The 26,648-nt window shown below is 62.9% G+C and carries 24 protein-coding genes; 9 read left to right on the top strand and 15 right to left on the bottom strand.

The window, feature by feature from the left end; all coding sequences use genetic code 11:
* Positions 1-280 precede the first annotated feature (280 nt).
* The 3 genes from RSE12_03840 (at position 281) to RSE12_03830 (ending at position 1,906) form a co-directional block, all read left to right on the top strand.
* Entirely contained in the window at positions 281-697 is a 417-nt protein-coding gene (locus RSE12_03840; protein ID WRH63475.1) for a GFA family protein, read from the top strand.
* Entirely contained in the window at positions 675-1,133 is a 459-nt protein-coding gene (locus tag RSE12_03835; protein ID WRH63474.1) for a GNAT family N-acetyltransferase, read from the top strand. The genes RSE12_03840 and RSE12_03835 overlap by 23 nt, the downstream gene beginning before the upstream one ends.
* A 227-nt stretch (positions 1,134-1,360) precedes the next feature.
* Positions 1,361-1,906, top strand: coding sequence for an NADPH-dependent FMN reductase (locus tag RSE12_03830; protein WRH63473.1), 546 nt, complete (start codon positions 1,361-1,363; stop codon positions 1,904-1,906).
* Between the two features lie 5 nt (positions 1,907-1,911).
* Here the strand turns inward: RSE12_03830 and RSE12_03825 are convergent, their stop codons facing one another.
* On the bottom strand, positions 1,912-4,350 hold the full coding sequence (locus RSE12_03825) for a hybrid sensor histidine kinase/response regulator (GenBank protein WRH63472.1): 2,439 nt from the start codon (positions 4,348-4,350) through the stop codon (positions 1,912-1,914).
* A gap of 432 nt (positions 4,351-4,782) precedes the next feature.
* On the opposite strand from RSE12_03825, the gene RSE12_03820 reads away from it, so the two are divergent.
* The 4 genes from RSE12_03820 (at position 4,783) to RSE12_03805 (ending at position 9,600) form a co-directional block, all read left to right on the top strand.
* Positions 4,783-6,399 carry a glucan biosynthesis protein G gene (locus tag RSE12_03820; GenBank protein ID WRH63471.1) on the top strand — a complete coding sequence of 539 codons (1,617 nt, stop codon included), beginning with the start codon at positions 4,783-4,785 and terminating at the stop codon, positions 6,397-6,399.
* Positions 6,396-6,575 (top strand): hypothetical protein, encoded by a 180-nt coding sequence (locus RSE12_03815; GenBank protein ID WRH63470.1) that lies wholly within the window; start codon positions 6,396-6,398, stop codon positions 6,573-6,575. Before RSE12_03820 ends, RSE12_03815 begins: the two co-directional genes overlap by 4 nt.
* A gap of 33 nt (positions 6,576-6,608) precedes the next feature.
* Positions 6,609-8,339 (top strand): glucans biosynthesis glucosyltransferase MdoH, encoded by a 1,731-nt coding sequence (gene mdoH, locus RSE12_03810; GenBank protein WRH64732.1) that lies wholly within the window; start codon positions 6,609-6,611, stop codon positions 8,337-8,339.
* A 109-nt stretch (positions 8,340-8,448) separates the two neighbouring features.
* Complete coding sequence (locus RSE12_03805) at positions 8,449-9,600, top strand: OpgC domain-containing protein (GenBank protein WRH63469.1); 1,152 nt, start codon at positions 8,449-8,451, stop codon at positions 9,598-9,600.
* Here RSE12_03805 and RSE12_03800 read toward each other — a convergent pair.
* Together RSE12_03800 and RSE12_03795 are read right to left on the bottom strand one after the other, a co-directional pair.
* On the bottom strand, positions 9,593-10,414 hold the full coding sequence (locus tag RSE12_03800; GenBank protein WRH63468.1) for an aldo/keto reductase: 822 nt from the start codon (positions 10,412-10,414) through the stop codon (positions 9,593-9,595). The two genes, RSE12_03805 and RSE12_03800, sit on opposite strands and share 8 nt — an antisense overlap.
* Before the next feature lie 143 nt (positions 10,415-10,557).
* Positions 10,558-11,676, bottom strand: a complete 1,119-nt coding sequence (locus RSE12_03795) for a WcbI family polysaccharide biosynthesis putative acetyltransferase (protein ID WRH63467.1) — start codon at positions 11,674-11,676, stop codon at positions 10,558-10,560.
* Positions 11,677-12,044: 368 nt separating this feature from the next.
* Between RSE12_03795 and RSE12_03790 the strand changes: the two genes are divergently transcribed.
* Positions 12,045-12,656 (top strand): outer membrane beta-barrel protein, encoded by a 612-nt coding sequence (locus RSE12_03790; GenBank protein ID WRH63466.1) that lies wholly within the window; start codon positions 12,045-12,047, stop codon positions 12,654-12,656.
* Between the two features lie 579 nt (positions 12,657-13,235).
* Here the strand turns inward: RSE12_03790 and RSE12_03785 are convergent.
* From RSE12_03785 to RSE12_03760, 6 genes are all read right to left on the bottom strand, one after another.
* Entirely contained in the window at positions 13,236-14,195 is a 960-nt protein-coding gene (locus RSE12_03785; protein ID WRH63465.1) for an acetamidase/formamidase family protein, read from the bottom strand.
* Between the two features lie 18 nt (positions 14,196-14,213).
* Complete coding sequence (urtE, locus tag RSE12_03780) at positions 14,214-14,909, bottom strand: urea ABC transporter ATP-binding subunit UrtE (protein ID WRH63464.1); 696 nt, start codon at positions 14,907-14,909, stop codon at positions 14,214-14,216.
* Entirely contained in the window at positions 14,909-15,673 is a 765-nt protein-coding gene (gene urtD, locus RSE12_03775) for an urea ABC transporter ATP-binding protein UrtD (GenBank protein ID WRH63463.1), read from the bottom strand. Before urtD ends, urtE begins: the two co-directional genes overlap by 1 nt.
* Positions 15,663-16,733, bottom strand: a complete 1,071-nt coding sequence (gene urtC, locus RSE12_03770; GenBank protein ID WRH63462.1) for an urea ABC transporter permease subunit UrtC — start codon at positions 16,731-16,733, stop codon at positions 15,663-15,665. The genes urtD and urtC overlap by 11 nt, the downstream gene beginning before the upstream one ends.
* Entirely contained in the window at positions 16,730-18,319 is a 1,590-nt protein-coding gene (gene urtB / locus RSE12_03765) for an urea ABC transporter permease subunit UrtB (GenBank protein ID WRH63461.1), read from the bottom strand. The genes urtC and urtB overlap by 4 nt, the downstream gene beginning before the upstream one ends.
* Before the next feature lie 100 nt (positions 18,320-18,419).
* The gene (locus tag RSE12_03760) at positions 18,420-19,682 is read right to left on the bottom strand and encodes a transporter substrate-binding protein (protein ID WRH63460.1); all 1,263 of its coding nucleotides are present in this window, start codon (positions 19,680-19,682) and stop codon (positions 18,420-18,422) included.
* Between the two features lie 216 nt (positions 19,683-19,898).
* On the opposite strand from RSE12_03760, the gene RSE12_03755 reads away from it, so the two are divergent.
* A complete protein-coding gene (locus RSE12_03755) occupies positions 19,899-20,501 on the top strand; it encodes an XRE family transcriptional regulator (GenBank protein WRH64731.1) in 603 nt (200 codons plus the stop codon).
* Positions 20,502-21,058: 557 nt separating this feature from the next.
* Here the strand turns inward: RSE12_03755 and RSE12_03750 are convergent.
* From RSE12_03750 to RSE12_03725, 6 genes are read right to left on the bottom strand one after another with little or no spacing between them, the layout of a single operon-like run.
* The gene (locus RSE12_03750; GenBank protein ID WRH63459.1) at positions 21,059-22,033 is read right to left on the bottom strand and encodes a type II secretion system F family protein; all 975 of its coding nucleotides are present in this window, start codon (positions 22,031-22,033) and stop codon (positions 21,059-21,061) included.
* 15 nt (positions 22,034-22,048) lie between these two features.
* The gene (locus tag RSE12_03745) at positions 22,049-23,002 is read right to left on the bottom strand and encodes a type II secretion system F family protein (GenBank protein ID WRH63458.1); all 954 of its coding nucleotides are present in this window, start codon (positions 23,000-23,002) and stop codon (positions 22,049-22,051) included.
* Positions 23,003-23,011: 9 nt separating this feature from the next.
* Entirely contained in the window at positions 23,012-24,418 is a 1,407-nt protein-coding gene (locus tag RSE12_03740; GenBank protein ID WRH63457.1) for a CpaF family protein, read from the bottom strand.
* A 45-nt stretch (positions 24,419-24,463) separates the two neighbouring features.
* Positions 24,464-25,483 carry an AAA family ATPase gene (locus tag RSE12_03735; GenBank protein ID WRH63456.1) on the bottom strand — a complete coding sequence of 340 codons (1,020 nt, stop codon included), beginning with the start codon at positions 25,481-25,483 and terminating at the stop codon, positions 24,464-24,466.
* A 21-nt stretch (positions 25,484-25,504) separates the two neighbouring features.
* Entirely contained in the window at positions 25,505-26,149 is a 645-nt protein-coding gene (locus tag RSE12_03730; GenBank protein ID WRH63455.1) for a TadE/TadG family type IV pilus assembly protein, read from the bottom strand.
* The gene (locus tag RSE12_03725) at positions 26,146-26,643 is read right to left on the bottom strand and encodes a TadE/TadG family type IV pilus assembly protein (GenBank protein WRH63454.1); all 498 of its coding nucleotides are present in this window, start codon (positions 26,641-26,643) and stop codon (positions 26,146-26,148) included. Before RSE12_03725 ends, RSE12_03730 begins: the two co-directional genes overlap by 4 nt.
* Between the last annotated feature and the right edge of the window lie 5 nt (positions 26,644-26,648).

The following is a 26,648-nucleotide window of genomic DNA, read 5'->3' as shown; positions in this document are numbered from 1 at the left end:
AACCCGCATGGTCCCCGCGATCCCCGCCCCCGTCAACCGCCCCAACCCCGCATATCGTCAGTCCCGCGCCCTTATCCCCAAGATATTGCGAAAACTGGCGGCAACCTCGATCCTGTAACACAATCTCGCACCCGCCGCTTCATCTTGGCTCAAATACCCAAATGCCACCAAAGCCCCATAGAAACCCGGCCCGAAAAGAAGCGCTTCCCTCTCCCTTCTTCGGGGCGAGGGAGAGGGGTCTCCCCTTCCAACGGCCACTGAACCGCATTACCCTCCCCCCATGACCCTAGCCTTCACCGGGCGCTGCCTCTGCGGTGCCGTCATCTATCGCTGCGATGCCCCGCCGCTCTGGCAGATGCACTGCCACTGCGACAGTTGCCGCCGCGCGACCGGGGCGGCCTTTGCCTCCTTCTTCGGCGTGGCCGATGGCGCATGGGCCTGGACAGGCATCACCCCCGCCACCTTCACCTCTTCCCCCGGCGTCACACGGCAGTTCTGCCCGACCTGCGGCACGCCCATGGGCTACCGCGCCGATCGTTTTCCCGGTGAACAGCACTTCTACGCGGGCACCCTCGATGATCCCGCCCTCTACAAACCCAGCGCCCATGTCCATTTCGCCGAACACCTCGCTTGGGCGAACCTGCAGGATGACCTGCCCCGCCATGACCGCACCGATGACACCCCAGCGCGCGGTTGATCCCTATGACTGGTCCGCGCTGCTGTCCCTGCTCCACCGGGCCTTCGCCAGCATGGAGGGCATCATTGACCCGCCTTCGTCGCTCCATAGCCTCACCGCCACAGGCATCGCCGAACAGGCGCGCAAGGGTGAGGTTTGGGTGATCGGCCAACCCGCCCTTGCCTGCGTCTTCCTCACACCGAAACCGGACGCGCTCTATCTCGGCAAACTGGCCGTGGACCCCACGCATCAGGGCCACGGCCATGCCCGCGCGCTTGTGGAACTTGCTGCACACCGCGCCCGCGCCCTCGGCCTGCCGGTGCTGGAACTTCAGACCCGCATCGAACTCACCGCCAATCATGCCGCCTTCCGCCGCATGGGTTTCGTCAAGACCGCCGCCACCGCCCATCCCGGCTACAACCGCCCCACCACCCTGACCTTTCGCCGCGCGGTCTGACAGCCTGTCAGGGCGACCCGGATCAGGGCGCTCCAGAGCTGAACACCCCGAGTTCCGGCACTCCGGATCAAGGCGTTAACCTTAACGATTTCCGGACAGAGAGCCCGCTGCGTATGCACAGCTGTCTGCACCAAGCGCTGCACGGCCCAAACCTGCCATCCCGCCCTTGCAGCCGCAGGTTAACCATATACCTTTCGGGTCCACAGCAACCGACAGGCGATCCTCGCATGCTTACCCTTCTCGGCATTCCCGGCGCATTGCGCGCGGCCTCCACCAACCGCCTCCTGCTGGCCGAGGCCCGCCGCGCCTTTGGCGATGCCAACCACACCGAAGCCGATCTTCGCTTGCCGCTCTTTGATGAAGACCTTGAAATCGCAGAAGGTTTTCCTCCCGGCGTGCTGGCGCTGCATGCGCAGATCACCGCCGCCGACGCCATCGTCATCGCCACACCCGAATACAACAAGGCCCTGCCCGGCGTGCTGAAGAACGCGCTTGATTGGGTCTCCCGCGTGCCGGGCGCGGCGTGGCGCGACAAACCGGTTGCCATCATGTCCGCAGCCGATGGCCGCGCCGGGGGGGAACGGTCGCAATACTCCCTCCGCCTCTGCCTAACCCCCTTCCGCCCCCGTCTGATCACCGGGCCGGAAGTGATGATCGCAAGCTCCAGAAAAGCCTTCGATGACAATGGCTTGCTGACCGATGACCGCAGCCGGAAAACGCTGTCGGAACTCATGTCCATCCTGCGGGCCGAGGCGATGCGCCCCCCCGCTTGACCCCACTACCCGCGGATACGGTCCAGTTCTTCCAGCACATCCAGCAACTGCACGGTCGATACTGGCTTGGTCAGCACCCGGTCCGTTCCCGCCTGTTCGAACCGCGTGCGCTCATCACCGATGGCGGCCGCTGTCATGCCGATGATAGGGCAGGTCACCCCCCGCGCCCGCAGCAGCGATGTCAGATCATCACCCCCCATTTCGGGCATGAACAGATCCGTCAACACCACATCTGGCTGAAACGTCTCTTGCATGGCCAGCGCGGCAACTCCGTTGCGCACCCATTCCACCTGCCCGAACACCCGGCGCAAGCGGGCGACCAGAAGCTCGCCGATCAGATCGCTGTCCTCTACGATCAGCACCCGCCGCGAACGCCAGGTTGCCGTCCTGTCCACCACTTCACCCGGGCCCGGTGCCACAACCGCCTCTTGCGGTGGCGGTTCGGCCAACGGCACGGTCAGGCAGAACACCGATCCCCCGCCATCGCCATTCCGATGCTGCACCGTCCCGCCCAGCAATTCGATCGAGGATTTGGTGACATAAAGCCCAAGCCCCGACCCATCGACCTGCGCCGTCCGCGACCCTTCGCCCCGCCGAAAGGCCGCGAACAGATGCAGCTGCATCGCTTCCGGAATCCCCGCGCCATCATCGCTGACCTGCCACAGCGACCGGCCCCCCGCACCATCTGACACTTCGCTGTAACTCACCGTAATCGCACGGCAACCGGAATGCAGGATCGCATTTTTCACCAGGTTCGACAGCGCCTGCATCAGGCGCACCCGGTCGGACAGCCGCAGCAATCCCGCCTCGGGCGACAGCACAAGATCAAACTTGATCCCCTTCGGCTCGGCCATCAGCAGAAAGGTATTCCGCACCGTTTCCGCAAGATCCTTAGGTCGGAACGGCTCCATCCGCACTGGCAGGTTCTCCAGCGGCCGCACGGCCTGTCGCATATCGGCCAGCACCGACAGCAACTGCTCGCTCACGGCCCGCAGGCGCGGCCCCATATCCTCCCAGCGCGCGCCGCCCTCCAACTCTTCGACCAGCATCGAAATCACCGATGCCGGTGTCCGCAACTCATGCGACACGATGGAGAACATCCGCGTCTGCCGGTCCTGCTGTTCCGACAACCGCGCCAATGCCTCGGCCAACGCCTCCTCGCGCCCATGATCCGCCGTCAGGTCGATCAGGGTGCCAAAGGCAAGGTGGCGGTCGCCATTCCCCCGGTCATAGGCCGCATGAACGCTCAGGTATTTCTTTGGCGCGTCATCCTTCCAGACTGTCGCATCGGCCAAAAGAAAGGACAGCGTCCGCGTCGGGCTTGTCCGGTCGGCCATGGCCAGTTGGATGTCGTGCCGATCCGCAGGTGCCACGCGCCCCAGCAGGTCATCCAGGCAGAACCGCGCCGGCATCCCAAGCATCTCTGCCGCCACCTCATCAACCTGCACAGCACCAGAGTTGGTATTCACTACGAAATGCCCGATCGTCGAAAGCGCATGCACCCGCACCATCCGCTCGATCGTCTCAAGGCTTTCGCGCCGTTCAGTCGTTGCCTGATGGCGTTGCAAGAGCAGCACATAAATCAGCGCCAGCAGCAGAAGCGAAATCACCTCCAGCCGCATCACATCGGGCGAAGTGACCGGGATCTGCACCAGAAACTCACCCGTGATCGCAACATAGGCGATCACCCCGATCACATTGGCCAGGATCGCGGCATAGACCGGGGCCAGCAGCGTGACAGCCAGCGCCAGCAATTCCACATCCAGCGTCGGATGTACCGAGTAGCCCATCACCCGCAGCACGCCCAGCACCACAAAGGCCGGCAGCACCAGTTGCGCCACCCGCAGGTTGCGGCGATTGGGCCGGTCCAACAGCACAAGCGTCAGCACCGCCCCGCACAGCGCGATCCGCACGGTGCGAAACAGGCCGATCTGCAACATCGTCAGCGTTCCAGTGCTCGGTCCGGTCCAGGCCGGATCGTACACCAGCGCCAGCACGCCCGCGACCACCAACCCCGCAAAGACCACATAAGCGCCGGTTGTGGACAGGGACAGGATCAGATCATACCGCAGCGCCCCTTTGGCCCACCGCGCCCCCACATAGCGACCGACCAGCCCTGCCAGCACCGCCGGAACGGCATTGAGCACCATCGACCATAGCAAAAAGGACAACACCCCCGGCCCAGCGGGCAGATAATCCGCTTCCAATTGCCAGCGCAGCAGAAAGGCCAGCGTGAAGGCCAGCGCAAACGCCACCAGCGGCACAAAAAGCAACCGACGCGGAAAGACCGCCATGCCCAGCAGGATCGCAAAGACAGACTCGCTCGGCAGCAGGTCCAGCACCGCCCCATGATCCGCAGCGCGCACCTCGGCCAACGCCAGAAAGACGGTCAGCACAACCGATGCCACCACGAACAGCAGCGACGCGCGCAGCGGTGCCTGCATCAGCGATTGTCGGAAAAAGGCAAGCCTCGGCGCCGCAAGGACCGCAAAAAGCCCTTCCGGCCCGGTTCGGCCCGGCGCGCTGCTTGTCCGCATGTCGTGCCTGTCCTGACCCTTTCAACGCCCCTACGTCAGTGTAGCCTGATTGTTTGTCCATTAGAAATGCCAACAAAAGGATGCCCACGCCTGCCTTTGGCCGGGCCATCAAAGGCCGGATCAGGCTTCCGCTAACGCTGAAAGGCGCGGCTCTTTGCAGGCGCAGCATCGGTTTTGTTCAAATTCTGTGCAGTTTTGTCCGCTGGTCTTGGCAATTTCACGCCATCCAATTCACGCCCAGTTGAACGCGCCTTGCAGTCGGCTTCCCCTGTCCCCTATATCCGCCGCTGAGTCGCGCGGTCTGAGGCGCGGGAAAAAACCTTTGGGTTATAGACCTCTATGACGATTACAGGCACCACCACCTCCGGGCTGTCGCGGCGGGACTTCCTCTCTGTTGCAGGGGCTATGCTGCCCGTCTCACTGGTCGCGCTGCCCGCGACGGCCTTTGCACAAGAAACGACCACCGCGCCCGCCGCCGCCCCGGTTGCGGCAGCGCAGCAATTTTCCTTCGATCTTCTGACCGAAGAGATGCGCGTCCTCAGCACGCAGCCGCATGTCACTGCCGCCGCGCCCGAAGGGTTTCTTGGCGATCTGGATTACGATGACTATCGCCTGATCCGCTTCAATGATGACAGCTCGCGCTGGACCGGAGAGAAAACCCGCTTCCGCCTTGCTGCCTTCCATATGGGCTGGCTGTTCCCCGAACCCGTCCGCCTGTTCGAAGTTTCCGGTGGTCTTGCGTCCGAGATGCTGTTTTCCACCGATGATTTCGAATACCTCAACGATCTGGCCGACCGCGTGCCGGAACATGCCGAACTGCCCGGCGTGGCCGGGTTCCGGCTGAACCATCCGCTCAACCGCCCCGATAAATGGGATGAACTGGTGGCCTTCGTAGGCGCGTCCTATTTCCGCGCGCTTGGCCGCAATTCGGCCTATGGCCTGTCGGCACGGGGTCTGGCGCTGAACACCGCCACCGCACAAAGCGAAGAATTCCCCCGCTTCTCACGCTTTTACATGGAACGTGACGTCGCCGGCGGCGACAGCATCACCGTCTATGCCACGCTCGAAAGCCCCAGCGTGACCGGGGCCTACCGCTTCGTCATCACCCCCGGGACAGAGACGGTGATGGATGTCACCTGCCGGCTGTTCTTCCGTCAGGACGTAGCCGAACTGGGCGTCGCACCGCTCACCTCGATGTTCCTCTTCTCGGAAAAGAACCGCGCGGAGTTTGATGACTACCGCCCCAATGTCCATGACAGCGACGGTCTGCGCATCCTGCGCGCCGATGGCGATGTGATCTGGCGGCCGCTGAACAACCCGCCGCGCCTGACGGGCAGCTATTTCGCGGAAAAAGCGCCGCGCCGGTTCGGCCTGCACCAGCGCGACCGCAGCTTTGACAGCTATCAAGATACCGGCGCGCGCTATGAACGCCGTCCGTCGCTGGATGTCGAACCGCTGGGCGATTGGGGCGCGGGCAATGTCCGCCTTGTGGAAATCCCGTCGGATCTGGAAGCCAACGACAATATCGTCGCCTATTGGGTGCCCGAAGCCCCGGCCAAAGCCGGTGATGCACGGGAATTCGCCTATCGCCTGCACTGGGGCGACCTTGCCCATGACTCGGGCGAACCCTTGGCCTATGTATTCGAAACGCGCTCTGGCCATGGCGGCTTTGCCGGGGTCGAAGTGCAGCAGGGCACGCGCAAATTCGTGGTGGACTATCGCGGCGGGCTGATCGGCCCGCTGGGTGGTGACACCGAATTGGAACCCGTTGTCACAATCGCCAACGGGGAAGTGACCAGCAAGGTGCTGGAAAAAATCGCCGACACAGATATCTGGCGTCTGGTGATCGACATTACCGCCGAAGACGACGCTGTCGTCGAACTTTCGGCGCATCTGGCGGGGTTTGACCGCCGCCTGACGGAAACCTGGCTCTATCAGTGGATCAACGCGAAATGATGGAAGTCGCGAAGCCGGAACAGTTCGACCTCGACCGTTTGGCCGAGCAGTTGGGAAAACTTCCCGACGCGCCGCTTGCAATGCCGGTGCAGCAACTGGAAGCCGCCCCGCAGGCCGCAGGCCTGTTCGCTGCCCTGCGCCCGCGCTTTGCGCGCTTGCGGAAGGCCGGGCACTAGGGCGTGGGGGCCAAGGTCGATCCTGACCGCCGGGTGTATGTGACGCGCACCCTGACCCTGACGGCCTCTTTCCTTGCCGCCGGGCTTGGTTTCATCGTCTTTCTGCAATTCGGCGCGTCAGACGGGTTTGACAGCTTTGATGTGCTGCGCGCCGCCCTGATCTTTGCCTCCACCTTCTGGCTCGCATGGGGGGCCTTCACCGCGCTTCTGGGCCTGACGTCCCGCCCGCCCGCCGTGCCGCGCGATCCCGGCCCGATCCGCGCGATGACCGCAATCCTTGTCCCCGTCTACAACGAAGACCCGGTCGCCACTTTCGCCCGCATCGCCGCGATGGATGCCTCGCTGCGCGCCACAGGCTTTGGCGACCGCTTCCATTTCGCCATCCTGTCCGACACCCGCAATGATGAGGTGGCAGCCCGCGAACGCATATGGTTCTTGCGCCTGCTGGCCGACACGCATGGCGAAGGCCGCATCTTCTATCGTCGCCGCGCCCAGAACAAAGGCCGCAAGGCCGGCAATATCGAAGATTTCATCAAACGCGCCGGGGCGGGGTATCAGTATGCCATCATCCTCGATGCCGACAGCCTGATGGAAGGCGCGACGATGGTGGAAATGGTCCGCCGGATGCAGGCTGCGCCCGATCTTGGGCTGTTACAGACCCTGCCCACGATCATCCGCGCGAAATCGCGTTTTGGCCGCACGATGCAATTCGCCGGGGCCTTCTATTCCCCCATCTTCGCGCGCGGTCTGGCCATGATGCAGGGCCGCACGGGCCCCTTCTGGGGCCATAACGCCATCGTCCGCATGGATGCATTCGCCCAAAGCTGCGGCCTGCCGGAACTGTCGGGCCGCCCGCCCTTTGGTGGCCATATCCTGTCGCATGATTATGTCGAAGCCGCCCTCCTTGCCCGCGCGGGCTGGACAGTCCGGGTGGATGACGATCTGCAAGGCAGCCATGAAGAAGCCCCCGAAAACATCATCGACCACGCCAAGCGCGACCGCCGCTGGTGCCAGGGCAACCTGCAACATTCCCGCCTGATCTTCGCCCCCGGCCTGAAAGGGTGGAGCCGCTTCGTCTTCCTGCAAGGCATTCTCGCCTATATCGCCCCGGTGTTCTGGCTGGCCTTCCTTGCCGCCTCCATCGCTGCGCCGCTCTTTGCACCGCCGATCGACTATTTCCCCATCGAATACTGGCCCTTCCCGGTGATCCCAGTCAGCCAGGTGTCCAAGGCACTGCTGCTGGCGCTTGGCGTGGGCGGTCTGTTGTTCCTGCCCAAGATGCTCATTCTGCTGGATGCCGCCCTGCGCCGCCGCGTGCGCGGCTTTGGCGGCATGATCCGCGCCTTGCAATCGACGCTGACGGAACTGCTCTTCTCATCCATCACCGCCCCCATCTTCCTGATGTTCCAAACCCGCTCGGTGCTTCAGGTGCTGCGCGGGGCCGATGGCGGCTGGCCGTCGCAGACGCGCGGCGATGGCACCCTGTCCTTCCGCGATGCCTGGGCCGCCTCGCATTGGATCGTCACCACCGGCGCCATAGTTCTGGCCTTCGCGCAGGCGCTGTCGCCGCAGCTGGTGCCGTGGCTTCTTCCCGTCGCGCTGCCCATGGTTCTGGCGCCCCTGCTGATCTCGTGGTCCTCGCGCCCCAGCCGGACCGCGCTTTTCGCCATTCCCACTGAACAGCAACCCCCGGCCATCATGGCCCTGCATGACCGCATCCTCGCCCGGTGGGAGGCTGATCTGCCGGACCGTGCCGCTGCCTAGGCGGCCTTCGCGCAGCATTCTGCCGCCGCACCGCAGCGCCCCTTGCACATAATGGCCAGAGCGGGCAAGACCCCCGCCAGCCCGGAGATACCCGGCCAAGCGGTGACCCATGCCCGACTCTGCCACTCCCGTCCGGATCCCTTCGACCCGCGATCCCCGCCTTGATGTGTTTCGCGGCATCTGCCTTGTGATGATCTTTCTCAACCACGTCCCTGGCACGGTGTTCGAAGATTACACGTCGCGCAATTTCGGCTTCTCCGACGCGGCCGAGGGGTTCGTCCTGATGTCTGGCATCGCGGCAGGGCTGGCCTATTCCGCCGATTTCCGGGCCACCTCAATGCGGCTCTGGACCGGGCTCGCCCGCGTGTGGCGCCGGGTGTGGACGCTCTACCTCGTGCATATCCTGGCCACCTTTGCCGCCCTTGCTGCCGCCTCGGCTGTGGCGCTCTGGCTGGGCAATTCGGAGCTGCTGTTCGAGAACCAGATGAAATGGGTCTGGCTCGACCCGCTTCGCACCCTGATCGGTCTGGTGATCCTGACCCACCAGTTCGGCTATGTGAACATCCTGCCGCTCTACCTCGTGCTGCTGGCTGTCGCACCCGTGCTGCTGTACCTGGCATGGCGCACTCCGCTCTGGCTGATGGCCGTGTCGGTCGCGGTGTGGCTGGCTGCGGGCATCTGGCGGCTTGGGCCGCCCAATTACCCAACCTCGGGCGTGTGGTTCTTCAACCCGCTGACATGGCAGGTGATCTTCATCACCGGTCTGCTCACCGGGGTGGCGATGAAAGACGGGCGGCGCTTCGTTCCCATCCGCCGGTGGCTACAGGTTCTGACAGGTATCTTCCTTGTCTATGCCGCGCTGTCGGTGCAGTTTCCGGCGGTGTCAAAGGTCACCGGCCACACGCTCTGGCTGGCCAAGGAAACATTCCACCTGCCTTGGAACCTGACCGCCTTCGACAAGACCTATGTGACAGGCCCGCGCCTCCTGCACATCCTCGCGCTGGCCTATTTCCTGTCGTCCTTCGCCTTCATCCGCCGCGCCTGCGCGCATTGGATTGCCACCCCCTTCGAACTGCTGGGCCGTCAGGCCCTGCCGGTCTTTGCGCTCGGCTCGGTGCTCTGCATCGGATTGCAGGGGGTAAAGCATGTCACCGGCGAAGATTTCACCACCGATGCACTGATCATCGCGGGCGGCCTTGCGCTGCAATTCGCGCTGGCCGCCGCACGGCAGTACTGGCCGAAACCGCCAAAGATCAGTTGAACTTTGCCGGGTCCGGCCCCGTCCGCTCGCCCGCATCCAACGTGGCGATGGCGGCCATCTCGGCCTCGGTCAGGGTGAAATCAAAGATGTTCAGGTTCTCGGCCAGCCCCGCCGCGCGGGTGGATCGCGGGATCACCGAACAGCCAAGCTGCACATGCCAGCGCAAGATCACCTGCGCCGGGCTGCGCCCCGTCCGCGCGGCGGCGGCCTGAACCGGGGCGGCGTCGAAAGACCGGCCCTGTCCCAGCGGTGTCCAGCTTTGCGTCACGATCCCATGCTTGGCATGGAATGCCCGCAACTCGGCCTGCTGCAATCGCGGGTGCAACTCGATCTGGTTCAACACCGGCACCACCCCGGTTTCCCCGATGATCCGCTCCAGATCCGCCAGCCGAAAGTTCGACACCCCGATGGATGCCACCTTCCCCGCCTCACGCAGCGCGATCAGCGCCTTCCACGTATCGACAAACAACCCCTGTTCGGGGCAGGGCCAGTGGATCAGCATCAGGTCGGCCTGCGCCAGCCCGATCCGTTGCAGGCTGTCCTCCACCGCCCTCGCGGTTTCATCGCGCCCCTGCCTGTCATTCCAGACCTTGGTGGTTACAAACACCTGATCGCGCGGCACATCCGCCGACCGCAACCCTTCGCCCAGCCCCACCTCATTGCCATAGATCGCCGCGCCGTCGATCAGCCGGTAGCCCGCCGCCAGCCCTTCGCGCACCACCCGCGCGGTTTCATCCGCCGGCACCTGCCACAGGCCAAAACCCACCTGCGGAATCGTGCGCCCATCGTTCAGCGTAAGGATCGGGTGTGTCATGAAAATCTCCGGTCATAATGATTATGACCATAAGACATGCCACGGCGCCAAGCGCCACCCCGCAGCCTTTCCGTTCACGCGGACATGACCTTTCACCCGTCCCCGCCCCGCATCACGACACGGCAGCAAGGCCCATCACGGCTTCACTGCACGCTTGCCGCCGGAATCACAGTCGCATCGAAGCTGGCCTTTTCATCTTCGGGCTCTGCACCTTCCACGGATTGCCCAAGGCTCCAGTGTCGATTGTAAAGCCGCACCAGCTTCATCCCCAGCGCGGCGGTGTCCTTGCTTCCGCGATGCAGGGCGACAAGCCGATAGGTGCCAAACCCCTTGGCTCGTGGATGATCGGTGGATTGCAGAAGAACGGACGTTCCCACCTTGGCATGTGACCCCGCCACCGCAACCTGCCCCTCGGCGGCCTCTGGCGCAGCAAGCGGATAGATCCGCGTATTGGCCACGGCAACGGCGGCCAGAACCTGCCTGCGGTGATAGACCAGATGCAAATACTCGGTCATCGAAAACCGGGTCGTTCCAAAGAACAGGTTGCATTCGAACTCGCCCCCCGGAAACCTGATGCCCAACGCACGCCGCACCGCAGGCAGCACGGGAAAGTTGATCCCCGCCTGCGTTTCGACCGTCGATTCCAGAAAGGCCGGGTCCAGCGTGCAGCCGATCTTTTGCGCGATCTGGCTGGCCACATGCTTGTACAGCTCCACCCCCGCATGATCCGGGGTCAGAAACATTCGATGGTTGCGAAAATTCTCAAGGATGAAATCGGCCATGCGAACATCGCAGTCCTCCTCCTCAATCCGCATCCTTTCAGTGGTCAGGTCAAAGTTACGAAGGGCCTCTTCATGCAGCACTGAACCGTCGTAGACTGCTGCGCGAAACTCTTCAAAGGTTCCAAACTGCTCACTTGCCGCCTCAAGCGCGGTGGGCCACCACCCGCTATACCATGGCAAACTGACACGGCTCATGCCGGGGAAGTAGCCTTCCCATTCCAGCCATGGAAACTTGATAAAGCGCACCCCTTTGCCGGACAGATATTCTTCCAGATGCACGGTGTTATAGTCGGCCTTATTCCGGATGGGGCTAAAGACCACCACGTCAAAGGCCGTGAATTGCTCATAAGGAACAGGCAGGTTCTTTCGGATCAGCTGAAAGTTCGTCAGGTGGTCGACATGGGTCAGACCATCGCCGAAACGTTCGAATATCCGGCGCAGCGCGGCACCGTGGCAGCCACCGTAAAACAGAACACGCATCACCCACACTCCACAGCCACCGGCACACACACGCCGACAGCAAAGTTTACGGCGCGACAGGGCAGTCCTGCAAGCATTCTGCCCGGCATTCGGCACCGCCCGGATTTGGCTCCACCGCGCCAAACGCCCAGCGAATGACGCTTGCAGAACATACAAAGCAGGGGTCGTGGCGAGGAAGCGCAGGTCCCAATCCACACGCCATTCCGGCGCTCCGCTCATCGAAAATCAACGTCGGTCTTCAGGGAAAAGCACCCGTAAGGGGGCAAACCCTGCAACACCCACCCCTGTTTGGAACAGGAACCACTTGAACCTCACGCTCCATTAATAAAGGTTAACGCCAAATTTGGCACAACGTGGGGAACGTCCGAATGAAACTATCCAAAGCAACAGCGCTGGCTGTGGCAGCGACTTGGGCCGCGATGCCCGCGCTGGCAGGCGGCCTGGCCGAAGCCTTCAATGAACCCTCGGTCGCACCGGCAGCGGTCGTTGCCGCGGCACCGGCGGCGGCTGCCGTACCAAACCGGAATTGGAGCGGCTTCTATTTCGGTGCCCAGTTTGGCACGGTCGATATCGTCGCGTCGGACAAAAGCTTTAACGGCGACAAATCCACAAATGGCCTGTTCGCCGGTTACCGCGCGGACCTGGGCAAGGTGGTCGTCGGTATCGAAGGAAACTCCGACAAGATCGACCTCGATCTGAACGGCGGCGCCGTGACGGTGAACAATGTCAAACGTCTGAAGCTGATCGGTGGCTATGATCTGGGTCCGGTGCTGGTTTACGGTACGGTCGCAGCCGTGCGGGCCGAAAGCACCATCGGCAACGATGATGGCTATGCGATGGGTGTTGGTGTGGATTACGCCCTGACACGCCGCGTCACGCTGGGCGCGGAAATTCTGGAGCATCGCTTCGAAAACTTCTCCGGGTCGGGCATCAATCTGGACGCCACCACGGTAAACGCGCGCATCGCCTTCCGCTTCTAAGGCAGGAACTGCCGGGTTGCGGGTTTCCTTGATGCAACCCCATCAGACGAATGAACGGGCGCTCCCTCGGGGGCGCCCGTTTTCTTTGGATCAACCCATCCACCTGCCTGCCTCATCCTCACCCTCAACACGCGCGACAGCGCCCCAAGGCGCGCCGGAACGGTGACCGCAGACTGTGGTTCGCCTCGTCGACGATCGGATAAGGGACACTTCCGGAATGGTTTGTGACGAAGCGGCGGAAGCCCCGGCCTCGGTCTGACGACAAAAGTGGATCATCTGCCGCCAGCAATCTGCCGATCATCCCCGTGGCAGACATGATCCGGCGAGTGAGCAGCCAAAAATCCCAAGATACAGCCCGATCATCGCCCCACCGAGAAGAGTGGGGCCATAGGCTGCTTGCAGTAGATCCATGGTCATCTGCCGCATCGCCGCAAGTCCGCTTTCCGCCCCATGTGACGAACCGGTTGAACTAAGCCCGAAGCGTGATGTGGCGCACGCGACGTGTCGACGACCTTCTTCCAAAGACGAACGGCGGATGTCTCCTCGTGCACTCTTTGGATGGGCGGACATAGCCACCCTTCATCCGGCTTTGCTTGCCAGCCAGTCCTTGCGCATCATCATATGAACGCCCTTTTCGCCATCGACGACCTGCGTAATCCGCAAATCGCCTGCAAGGCTCAGAAGCATGTAGGCTTCATCCCGGCTGATGCCTGCACGCGCAGATACAAGCCCGATCATCTGGCGCACGGCGCGGCGCATCGCCTCGTCGAGCGATTCATGAAAGCCCATGGAAATCAGATGGCTGTCGGATTCTGCAAAGGGGCCGGTAAGTTCCATATCCTTGCGCACCGTCAGGCGAAACCGCCCGCGCAAGGCGGTTTCCAGGGCGGCGATGGACACTTCGCCATCGCCCTGCCGCCCGTGCCCGTCTCCCGCCGAAAACAGCGCGCCCGGCTGATGAACAGGCAGATACAGCGTCGTTCCAACCTGCAACTCCTTGTTGTCCATATTACCGCCATGCGCACGCGGCTGGGGTGATCCGATCCGCCCCCAGGACGAAGGCGGAGCCACACCCATCACGCCAAAGAAAGGCTCCAGCGGCATCGTCAGGCCCCATGGCATGGTGCAGGTGCCCGCGGTCCGGTCAATCGACAGGAACATGTTCTGATAGTTGGTGAATTCATCGGGAAGCGCGCCCAACCACGGCAAGATCGCCGTAAAACCCCAATCCTGCATCGGCGTCGCCTCAAGGATATCCACCTGCAGCACATCGCCCGGTTCCGCGCCGCGCACGTAGACTGGCCCAGTCATGAAATGCGGTCCGGGACCCATCCGCGTGGCATGGGCCTCAAGGGCCGCAAGATGTTCCGGCAGCACGCCCACATGACCGGGCGGCAAGTCGGCCATCACGCAGGCCGGAAGGCAATCCAGCGTCACCTCATCCCCGCTATCGACTTCCAGCACTGCCGGTGTCGTCGCATCGAAATAGCCCCAGAACAGGTTTTCAGGGCGCCAATCAAGATGATGAGACTTGGGCATGTTCGATATCCTTTGCGTTCAGACCGACAAAAGGCGGGATACGCCATCGGCTTCCATAGTGTTTCCCGCCCCGCTTTGGGCGACGCGACCACGATCCAGCACGACGTAGGCATCCGCCAAAGATCGTGCAAATTCATAGTATTGCTCAACCAGCAAGATCGCCATCCGGCCCTTTAGCGCCGCAATGGCCGCCTCGATCGCCTCGACGATGGATGGCTGCACGCCTTCGGTCGGCTCATCCAGGATCAGAAGCTTTGGCCGGGGCGCAAGCGCGCGCGCAATGGCCAATTGCTGTTGCTGCCCACCTGACAGATCACCTCCGCGCCGCCCCCACATCTGGCCCAGCACCGGAAACAGGGCCACCACCTCATCCCGCGCTGCATCTGGTTCCGGGGTGCCGTGGTTGCGCAGAACGATCTCGATGTTCTGGCCCACGGTCAGATCGGCAAATATCTCGCGCCCTTGCGGCACATAGCCCATGCCTGCCCGCGCGCGGACATGGGACGGCGCGCGCGTCATGTCTGCACCGTCAAAGGTGATGGTTCCCCCATCGCAGGGCATGATGCCCATCAATGTGCGCAGCAGCGTGGTCTTTCCCGCCCCGTTGCGGCCCAACAGCGCCATGCAGGAGAACGGCGCGATCTCGAACCCGACCCCTTCCAGGATCAGGGCCGACCCATAGCGTTGACGAAGTGATGATACGGTCAGCGGCATCAGTGGCGCCCCAGATAAACTTCGCGCACCCGCGTGTCGGAACGCGCATCCGCCATCCGCCCCGCAAAGATGGGCGTGCCTTCGTGCAGCACCGTGACGCGGGTCGCGATTTCTTCGACAAAGGCCATGTCGTGTTCGATTACCAGAATGGCGCGGTCGGGCGCACGCAAACGGCGCACCAGATCGGCGGTATGGCGGGTCTCAGACTCGGTCATGCCTGCCACAGGTTCATCCAGCATCAACAGTTTCGGGCGTTGCATCAGCAGCATGCCAATCTCCAGCCATTGCTTTTGCCCATGCGCCAGAATGCCCGCTGGCGCATCCGCCCGGTCGGACAGGCCGATTTCGGCAAGCACCTCATTCACCCGTGCCGCGCGGCGCGGATCGGCCCAGCCCCGCAATTCCGACAGAATTGATCGGACGTGCAACCGCAGCGCCAGTTCAAGGTTTTCACGCACGCTCAGCGCTTCGAAGACGCTTGGCTTTTGAAACTTGCGTCCCACGCCGGCCAAGGCGATTTCCGGCTCTGACAACCGGCACAGGTCGATCTTCCCGTCCAGCAACACGGTCCCCGCCTTGGGCAGCGTCTTGCCGGTGATCACGTCCAGCAGAGTGGTCTTTCCCGCGCCGTTCGGCCCAATCACCCCGTGAATCTCGCCGTAGCTGGCGATGAAGGTCAGGTTCGGGATGGCGACAAAATCGCCAAAGGTGACGCGCAGCCCTTCAACCTGAACAGCGTGGGCGCCCCGGATCTCAGCGGTCATCGCGCGCCCTCCGCCAGAAGGGTAGCCGCAGGTCCGTCAGCCCGTTTGGCAGGCCAACCACCACAAGCAAAACCAGAAGCGACAGGATGAACGGCCACAGGTCAGGCGCAAATCCGGTCAACCAGAACTTCAAGGCCGAGATCACAACCGCCCCGATCACCGCCCCCGACAGCGTGCCGCGCCCGCCCAGCGCCACCCAGACCGCGATTTCGATCGACACTTCGGGCGACAGAAGGCGCGGGTTGATGATCCCCACCTGCGGCACATACAGCGCCCCGGCAATGGCAGCGATCACACCTGACAACGTCCATGCCGCGAGTTTTGGCCAGACCGGATCGTAACCCAGAAAGCGCAACCGCGCCTCGTCATCGCGCACGGCAATCAGCATCCGGCCATAGGGCGACCGGACCAGCCGCCCGCACAGAAGAAAGGCCACCAGCGTCGCGGCGGTTGAGGCCGTGGCCAGCCAGACGGCAGTTTGCGGCGCGCCCATCTGCAAGCCCAGCAGGCTGACGAACCCGGTCATCCCGTTATTGCCGCCGAACCCGGTATCGTTGCGGAACATCAACAGCATCGCCACATAGGTCAGCGCCTGCGTGATGATGGCAAAATACACCCCGCTCACCCGGCTGCGAAACGACATCCAGCCATAGGCAAAGGCCAGCAGGCCGGGCAGGATCAGGATCAGTGCGGCCGCGTAGGGGAAGCTTTCGAAAAAGGCCCAATAGCCCGGCAGGTCGGTCCAGCCCATGAAGGTCATCAGGTCAGGCACCACGCCTGCATTCACATACCCGTCCTTGAGCATATGCATGGCGATCAGATAGCCGCCCAGCGCAAAGAACAGCCCGTGACCCAGCGACAGCACCCCGGCAAAGCCCCAGATCAGGTCCAGCGCGATGGCCAGCAGGGCGAATGTGGCGATCTGGCCGATGATATTGGCGAGATAAGGCGAAATGCCGATACCACTGCCCGCAAGCGGGCCACCAAGGATCGGCAAGGCCAAGGTCAGCACAGCCAGCGCGAACGCGACGATCCGGAACAGCATCCCCCCGCCCATCATCGCCGCCCCTTGGGCGCAAAAAGCCCTTCCGGCCTGCGCTGGATAAAGGCGATCACCAGAAGCAGGACCACCACCTTGGCGGCCACCGCGCCGTAAAGCGGCTCCATGATCACGTTGATCTGTCCGATCCCGAACGATGCCAGCACCGCGCCGGCAAGACTGCCCACGCCGCCCAACACCACCACCATGAAACTGTCCACGATAAACCCCGTCCCCATGTTCGGATTGACGTTGTAAAGCGGTGCCAGCGCCACCCCGGCCAATCCGGCAAGGCCTGATCCCAGCGCAATCGCCATCCGATCGGTGCGGCGCGCATCGATCCCCGCCGCCCCGGCCATCGCCCTGTTTTGCGCCACAGCGCGCATGTTCAGCCCGAAGGTGGTAAAGCGCAGCACCAGAACCACACCCACAAAAGCCAGTGCGGCAATGGCAATCGCGAAAAGGCGGTTCAGCGTGACGATGAAATCACCCACCACCGGTATCCCGCCCACCACGTAGAACGGCTGATGGAACTCCAGGTTCTGTGTGCCGATGGTGACACGGACCAGATTGATCAACAGCAGGCTGACCGCCCATGTGGCCAGCAGAGTCATCAGCGGGCGGTCATACAGGCGGCGCAGCACCAGCGCCTCCATCACCACACCCACCAGCGCGGCGGCAAGGAAGGATACGGGCAAGGCCACGATCAGATACCAGTCAATCAGCCCCGGCATCACCGCGCGGATGGCGTTCTGGACGAACCACGCCGCATAGGCGCCGATCATGATGAACTCACCCTGTGCAAGGTTGATCACCCCCATCAGCCCGAAGATGATGGCAAGCCCCAGCGCCGCAAGCAGCAAGACGCTGGCATAGCTCAGCCCGCTATACAGCGTGGACAGCCCCTGCCCTATGGCCACCTGCCGGTCGATCTGCGCAATCGCCGCGGCACCGGCGGCCTGAACGCTCGGCTCGGGCTCATCGGTCAGGGCCTCTTCAATAAGGGTGCGGTTGCGCAATGTGGCCTCGGCTGCAATCGCCTCGATTGCGCGGATGCGGTTGTCCGGGTCGGGATCGGCCAGCATCATCCGGGCGCGCAGCGGCTGCAGAACCGCCAGAACCGCAGCATCGGTTTCCTGCGCAAGAGCCGCGTCCAGAATAGGCAGGCTCAGCGCCTCTCGCCGCCGTTCCAGCGCGGCTGCCGCCTTGGCGCGGGCGGTCGGATCGGCATCTGAAAACAGGGTCAACGCGGCGGCAGCAGAGGCAGCAGCAGCGCGCAAACGATTGTTGATGGGCATCGCGACTGCATCCACAGGCGCAGGTGCGGGGGCCAGCGTAGCGGCATCCAAGGCGTCTGGGCCCTCGCCGATGAACGCGCCTGTCGGGGTGCAGCGCAAACTCCGCGCTTCCACCGCATCGACCACGGCCAGCGCCCATGTCGCCTCATCCGCGCCGCCCGCAGCACCGGCCTCGGCCAAGGCCCGCAACGCCGTGACCTGTTCGACCACCGACCCCGCGCAGAGCGCGCTGCTCAGCGCCGCGCGGTCTGCATAGGCGGGGGAACCGATCAGGGCCGCCAGAAAGATGAGTGCTCGTATCAGGGGCATCCGGCATGTTCCTCTGCGCTGCGGGTCAAGCCCGCTACGCGTGACAACAGGGCTGTGCGGCGGGGATGCGCGGCGGGATGGCCCGCCGCGCAGAACATCGTCAGCCCTGCATGTAGGGGCTGAAGGGCAGCGGATCGGGGGTGCCTTCGGACTGCCACAGCACGTCAAAGCCCTGCGTTTCATTCAGCGACCCGATGAAGACGCCCCGTTTGACATAGGTGCTGTCGGCCATCATCGAAATCTCATACCCCGACGGGCAGGCAAAGCTGACCGAGGGGCTGGCCGCCCGGACCTCGGGCACCGCAAAGGACCCGGCTTTCTCTGCCGCCAGCGCCCACAGATGCACGCCGTCATAGGTAGACACCATCGGGTCGATCGCCACATCGCCACGGTAGGGCACGCCGGTATCGGCCACATGCTTGGCCCAGGCGGCCTTGAACGCGTCGTTGCCCGGGCCTGCCACGGATTGCAGATAGGCCCAGCAGTTCAGGTGACCGGCCAGCGCCGAGGTATCCAGCCCTTCGAAATCCGCCTCCAGCGCATCCAACCCCAGCACCGGCACGTCCAGCGCCGAGATGCCCTGATTGGCAAACTCGCGGAAGAAGTCGGGGATCGAGTTGCCCACCACCGTCAGGATCACCACCGGCTGACCGCCCGGCTGGTCGGCGAATTCCCGGATCTGATTGACCAGCGTCTGGAAGTTGGAATGGCCCACCGGCACATATTCCTCACGCCAGTCGGTTTCGGGAATGCCCTTCGATGCCCAATAGCCCTTGAGTTGCTGGTTGATCGTGCGCGGCCAGACATAGTCAGACCCCAGCATGAAGAACCGCTTCGCCTCACCGCCATCCGGTCCCATCAGGTACTCCACGGCCGGCAATACCGACGACGACGGGGGCGAGTTCAGGTAGACGACGTTCTTGCTGTTCTCTTCGCCTTCAAAGTGCAGCGGGTAGTAGAGCAGCGCATCAGACTGTTCCACGACCGGCAAAACCGACTTGCGGCTCACCGATGTCCAGCAGCCGAACAGCGCAGCAACCTGATCCTGCTCGATCAACTGGCGGCCCAACTGGGCGTAAAGCGGCCAATCGGATGCCGGGTCCGTCCCCACCACCTCGACTGTGCGGCCCAACACGCCGCCGGCGGCGTTCAACTCTTCCGCAGCCATGCGCACAACCGATGTCAGGCGGCCTTCAACATTGGCCATCGCCCCCGAGGACGAAAACAGGCACCCCAGTTTCACGGTATCGGCAGCGCGTGCACTACGGATCAGTGCGGGCATCGGAAAGCTTGCGGCACCGACACCCAGCAGCGAGGCGCCAGCAGTTTTCAAAAGACGACGACGGGTCAGTCCGAGGGTCATTCCACTCTCCATGTTGTGCGCCCAGTTGTCGGGCGGTTTGTCTGCGGCTAGGCTTGTCTACGCACTCAGGAAGTTTGCTGACTTGAATTACAGTCAACGTTTTTGCCGTACAGAAAAACTCATGGATTCGAACGTGATGAAAGAATTTGCGAATATCGCCCATTTTTGGGATGTTTTCGGGCGCGCAGCACAAGTTCCGAGGTTGGGAGCAAACTGGTGACTTTATCAAAATTCAAGAAACTTGAATCATCCGAATCTCGGCCGACGGAACATGTCGGTCACACCCTGCGTGCCCGCAGGCGACTTCTGGACTTAACGCTGGATCAGGTTGCGACCCGTGCCGGGTGTTCGGAAAGCATGCTGTGCAAGATCGAAACGGGCAAAGTGAACCCGTCAATCACCCTGCTGCGGCGGCTGGCACAGGCGCTGTCCGTCAACATCGCAGCCTTGTTTGATGATCAAAGCAGCCCTGAAATCGTGCAACGCGCGGGCCGACGCCCGCGTCTGAACGATGGCAACCTGCGGCACGGCGACGGCGTGGTGCTTGAACGTGTGATCCCCCACGCCCCAGGCGTCACCCTGCAGGCTGACATCCATGAAATTGCGCCCGGCGGGGCTTCGGATGGCCTGATCTCGCATCAGGGCGAGGAAGTGGGCTATGTTCTGGACGGCCTTGTGGAACTTGTCGTGGACGATCAACGTTGGCAATTGGGGCCGGGCGACAGCTTTCACTTCCGGTCCGAGCGGCCGCACGGCTATCGCAACATCGGCAGCACGCTTGCACGCATCCTGTGGATCAATACCCCACCTACGTTCTAAGAACCGTCGGTGATCATAAAGGACAACGCCATCCGCTTGATGCAGCCCTAACGCAGGCCAGTTCGTTTAATTCACCTACCCAGGTGGCAACGAATGTCAGCTTCCGCCGCATTCAGCGCAAATGGCGCAAAAGGCCGGCTGATGTTCTCCACCCCTTGCGTCGAACGCGCTGTTTTGAACGAACACGGCTGAACACTGCCCTTCGGCAAGAACGGTTTCAGCGGCAGTTTTGTGGGATCCCGGTTTGTGGCATTCGCCAGAACCAATGGCCAAAGGACGCGGGACGGAAGTCGATCCTTCATCAACCCCTTCTCAGCTTTGGCTGAACGTTTCGATCCATTGCCGACATCGAACCGCAAATCTCGATGCCGTCAACACCGTCAAGCAGTCGGTGGAACAATCCCCAAGTAACCGCCCGTCGCTATTCTTCTGCCACGACTGTATCCGGCAACTCCCCGATGAAACGGTATCGGCCTGTCTGCGTTGCCTCTGGAAGCGCGGCCACTTTTGCCCGCTAACTCTGAGGCAAAGTCAGGTCCCCTCAAACAAAGCTTGGTCTATTGTTGCGCAATATACCGCAGCACGACCGGCCCGATCGTCACGATCAAGAGCGCCGGCATCATCAGTCCCGCCATGACCGCAGACATCAGCACCGGCAAACGGTTCGCCTTTTCCTGCGCTCGCAACTCGCGGCGCTGGCGCATGTCGGCCGAATAGGCCAGCAACGCGGTGCTCATACTCGTGCCAAAGCGCATGGATTGCATCACGACGTTGACGAACCCATAAGCCTCGTCGATCCCAAGCCGATCCGCCATATCTCGATAGGTCGACTCCCGATCGCGTCCTGCAAGAATCTCTTTCTGCACGACATGGAATTCGGTGCAGATATCAGGGGCCACCTCCATCAACTCATCCCCAACACGCGCAAGCGCCGCGTCGAAGGCGAGTCCCGCCTCAACCCCCACCTGCAACAGGTCCAGCGTATTGGGAAAGGACATCTCGATCCGGGTCCGCCGCTCGGAGGCGCGCGCAGCAAGCCAGATGCTTGGCCCATAGAAACCAACCGTCAGGATAAGCGCGCAGATAAGCATTACCTGTTCAAGGCTAAGCGGGGGCAACCGCGCCATGAGCACAACCGGCAAATGCAGCTTGGTCGGGAACAGATAGATCAACGCAATAACCAGTGGCAGAACAACCCCAACCCCGAACCGGATAAGGTTGAACATCAGCGCCGCATTCGGCGCGCGAAACCCGGCATGGGCCAGATCGCGCCGCAGCTTGCCGCGCTCCTCCGCCGCACTTGGAACAAAAACCCGGTCCAAAACCCCATCCGCAGCTTCAACCTCGCGCAGCACCGGCAACGCCGATCCGTCGCTCCCCCGCAGCCTGCGCAGAACGCGGCTGCGGTTGCGGTCGCGGACCACAAGCAGCGCCGCGACCGCCAACAGCACAAGGCCGAAGATAAAGACCCCCGCCACCAGCAGGATCGGCGGAACCCCGCTTTTCAGGATGAACGCTTCCAGCCAGACCATGGCACTCCCTCCCGCTCAGATCTTGAACGACACCAGTTTCGCCATGACCAGCGCATTGGTCACGATCAGGCCGATTGCGACGCCCGCCAGCGGCAGAAACATCGGATCCTCAACGACACCGCCATAGTATTCCGGCGTGATGATCGAATTCAGACCCACCATCAGAAAGGGGATGCACGACAGGATCAGCGCCGATATGCGGCCTTCGGCCGACATCGCCTTGATCTTGCGCCGCATCATGGCCCGACCCCGGATCACTTGTGACAACAGGGTCAATACGCGCCCCAGATTGCCACCCGTTCCGTGCTGGATTGCTACGCTGGCGGCCAGATAACGGAAATCCTCGGTCGGTACGCGACCCGACAACTTCCGCATGGCGACGACCAATTCATCGCCATAGGAAATCTGATCCACCACGATGCCGAACTCTGTCGCAATCGGATCCTGCATCGACTCGGCCACCGTCCGGATCGATGCGCTCAGCGGGTATCCCGACCGCAGGCTCCGCGCCATAAGGTCAAGCGCATCGGGAAGCTGTTGGACCAGCCGCTGCCGCCGCTGGTCGCGAATACCCAGCAAGACAAGGGTCGGCACCCCGAAGGACACCGCAAAGGCAAGCGGAAACACTGCTGGCCCGGGCGCGAACTGGCTCGCCACCCCGGAAATCAGCAGGCAGGACATACCCATCCCCGCAAGCCACAGCCCCGGCTGCACCGACATGCCGGCTTCCGCCAGCAGCGTCTCCAACTCTCGCCAGCCCGGAATGGGTGATCCCTTCCGCTGTGGTGTCAGCAACTCCAGCCGCTCGGTCAGCCCCTGCCCGGAAACGATCATCTTCATCCGTCGCGACCGGGCCTCACCCGTTGTTTCGCGCCGGGAAAGCAGTTGGCGCAAGCCCTCCATCAACAGGATGACGCCAAGGAATACGCCCCCCATCAACAGGATTTCCGGATTGATCTGCGACAGCATGATGGTTCCCTACACCCCTTCGGCAAAAATCTCGCCCGCCAGGCTGAAGCCGGATGCTTCCAGCCGTTCGGCGAATTTTGGGCGAATGCCTGTTGCGGCAAACCCGCCTAGGATGGTTCCATCCGACGCCCGCCCCGTCTGGCGAAAGCGATAGATGTCCTGCATGCTGATGACGTCGCCCTCCATCCCGGTTATCTCGGAAACGGAAATCACGCGCCGCGATCCATCGGGCAGACGCGCAAGCTGCAGCACGACATTGATCCCCGATGCGACCTGCTGGCGCACCACCGATATGGGCATCTCGCCCCCCATCATCGCCACCATCTGCTCCAGCCGCGATAGCGCGTCCCGCGCCGTATTTGCGTGGATGGTCGTCATCGATCCGTCATGGCCGGTGTTCATCGCCTGCAGCATGTCAAACGCCTCGGACCCGCGCACTTCGCCCACAATGATCCGGTCAGGCCGCATCCGCAGCGCATTGCGGACCAGATCCCGCTGGGTGACGGCGGCTGCGCCTTCAAGATTTGCAGGGCGCGTTTCCAGACGAACCACATGTTCCTGCCGCAACTGCAATTCGGCGGCATCCTCGATCGTGACGATCCTCTGGCGGGGGTCGATGAAGCTGGACAACGCGTTCAGCATCGTGGTCTTGCCAGATCCGGTTCCCCCCGAAATCAGAACGTTCAGCCGCGACTCGACCAGCGCCATCAACACCCGCACGGCCTGTTCGGATAAGGCACCACGTTCCACAAGCCGTTCAAGCGTCAGCGGATCGCGTGAGAATTTGCGGATCGAAAGCGTCGGCCCATCAATGGCGCAGGGGCGGATGATCGCGTTCACGCGGCTCCCATCTTCCAGCCGCGCATCCACCCAGGGCTGGCTTTCATCCACCCGACGTCCGACCCGGCTGACGATCTTGTCGATGATCCGCAGCAGGTGCCGTTCGTCCCGAAATTGCACCGGAACCCGTTCCAGCAGACCATGCCGTTCGACATAGACATTGCGGTAAGAGTTCACCAATACATCCGCCACGCTGGGATCGGCCAGCAGCGGTTCCAGCGGCCCCAGCCCCATCACTTCATCCAGAAGCTCATCCGTCAGCTTCTCGGCATCCTCTGCCCGCATGGGGCGGTTCTCGGTCGCCAGAAAATCCTGCACAAGCGCACCGATTTCCGCCTTCAGTTCTGACCGTTCGACCCGGTCCAGCACCGAAAGGTTCAACCGGCTCAGCAACACCTCATGCAGCCGCGACTTCAGATCAAGCCGCGCGCGCAACGTGGCATCCACCTCGTTCAGACGCTGTTTCGGCGCAACGTCGGTCTGGGCTGGCACCACGCGCAGCGCCCCCGATACCGCCTCTTGCTTTGATGCCTCGGCCCTTGCTTCCGCGCGCCGGCTTACAAAATCCCTGAACATGGCGTCATTTCCTGTTTCGGTTGGGTTGGGCATCGCGCAGGACCATCACTCAAGCCCTCCCACAATCTTGCGAATGCCCCGCGACCAGGCACCACGCGGCTGCATCTTCAACAGCGGTTCGCCACGATCGAGTGCCAGCCGTGCCCGCTTCGGATCAAAGGGAAGCCAATGGCGCAGCGGCTGATTGAGGGCCGTCACAATCTCACGGTGAAGCCGCCCGCCAAACAGCGGCTTCTTTTCGCGCCCCACGATGATATCGACCCGCAACTCTGGCGCATCCTCACGGAAAGTGTCCAGAATGCGCTTGGCACAGTCGATCGACGTGACGGCAAGGTCGGTCACCATGAACAGCCGCTCTGCCCGTCGCAGCAGCGGCTCAAGCCAGTCAACCAGCGCGGGCGGCAGATCGACCACAACAGCATCATGGCTCTCCAGCAGGGCGTCGATGATCGATTGCACGCGCGCCGCATCCAGCGCATCCAGCGGCACGGGATGACGCGGTGCAGGCAGAACCGAAAGCCCGCTCTCGTGCAATTGCAGGGCGGCACGGATGGCATGCACATCGGGTTCGTAATCCAGCTGCGCAAGCGCCAGAAGCCCGCCTTTATCTGCAAGATCGAGGCTGCTTCCCAGCGTGCCAAACTGCAGATCAAAGTCGACAATCGCCACGCGCCGTTTCGCTTTCTGCGTCGTCTGACACAGGCCAAGCGCAAGGTTCACCGCAAAAGTCGTGGCCCCCACACCACCGCGCGACCGCGACACAAGGTACAAACGCCCCCGATTGCGAAACACGGGGTCAGCTGGCGACGTCGCAACCGCCTGCGGCTTCTCTTTCACGGCAGGTGCGATCGGGCCTTCGGCATTGGCAGGCGCTTCCTGCAGCGGCGCGGATGCTGGGCTCACCCGCGGAATCGGCGCCGCCTCGTGCCCCGGGCCCTTGGCCAGGTCAAGCTGGGCCCGGTGCAGCGCCAGCGGGATCACCGCATCGTTCAGCCCGTCCTCCCCTCGCAGCGGGGGCATTTCACGTTCGGCGCGGCTTGTTCTGAAGAAAAGACTGTCGCTCATAACCATCTCCTGTCGCGTTCCCTACCCGGCCGTTCCCAGCGCCAGGTCCTCGCCCGGCACCGAAATCGACATCCGGGGCAGCGGGATGTTTGCCCCCAAAGTTGTTGGCTGGCCTGTGATCGGCGTGATCATCAGGCCAAGGTTGGACACGAAGACGAACTCCAACCCCTGTAGATCGACCGTCACCATCGGCACATAAGGCCCACCCAAGAACCCGAGGTTCGGATCGAACCGATAGGTGAACCGCAGGTTGCCTTCGGTCGCCCCGGCCGGCAGCAGCGGGCGGATCTTGGCAAAGATCTCGGCGGTCGTCGCATTCGTGCTTACCCCGGAACAACTGGCAGGCCCCGGATCGGCGCAGATGCCCGCCCCCGCCCGGCACAAGGTACCAAACGTGATCCCGGCCCCCGCCGCCCCCCGGCTGTTCAGCACCGGAACACCCGCACAGGCCGGTGGGCGCACTGCCGCGATCCGTGCCGCGACCTGCGTGGCCTTTTGCGCGGCGGCCCAGGTGTGGGCAAGCCGCCCGAAATCGATGATGGCAAACAGCAGGAACAGAAAGAGCAACACCACCAGCGAAAACTCGATCAGCGTGGCACCGCCCTCATCCCCGGCAAAGCGGCGCAGGCGTGCAGCAAGGCGATGACGGGCGCGCAGCGGGGTCATAGTCCGTAAACCCTCGCCTGTTCCTCGATCCGCGCCGTAAAGACCGCCGCATCCGTTCCTGCCAGCTGCGACAAGACAAGGTGAAGCGGCAGGAACATGCGCAGATCAGCCGATACTGTCACCACAGGCACCTGAGGTTGCCGCAATCCCGCATCCGCCACGCAGCGGAGGCTCGTCGTCACCCCCAGCAGTTCGGCATCGCGACCAAACACGCTTTGCCCGCCGCCTGCACCATCGACCATGGTGAACAGCGCCGCGTCAAAACTGCTCAGCGTCCCGCCCGTTTCGCAGATATCACCCGGAGCCACGCGCGCCAGATAGCGCGTCGCTTCATGCACCCCCGCGGTTGCAGCCTGATAAGACCACATCAGCCGCAGCCCATCGATGCTGATATAGCTCACCAGAATGATCAGCGGCAGCGCCAGAGCGAATTCGACCAGCGCCGCGCCCGAACGGTCGTTTGCAAAGCGGCGGAGGTGGGGGAACAGCGCCATCGCGA

It is taken from the genome of Fuscovulum sp., from assembly GCA_035192965.1.
Taxonomy (GTDB): Bacteria; Pseudomonadota; Alphaproteobacteria; order Rhodobacterales; family Rhodobacteraceae; genus Paragemmobacter.
This window is presented reverse-complemented; position numbering and strand designations above follow the sequence as displayed.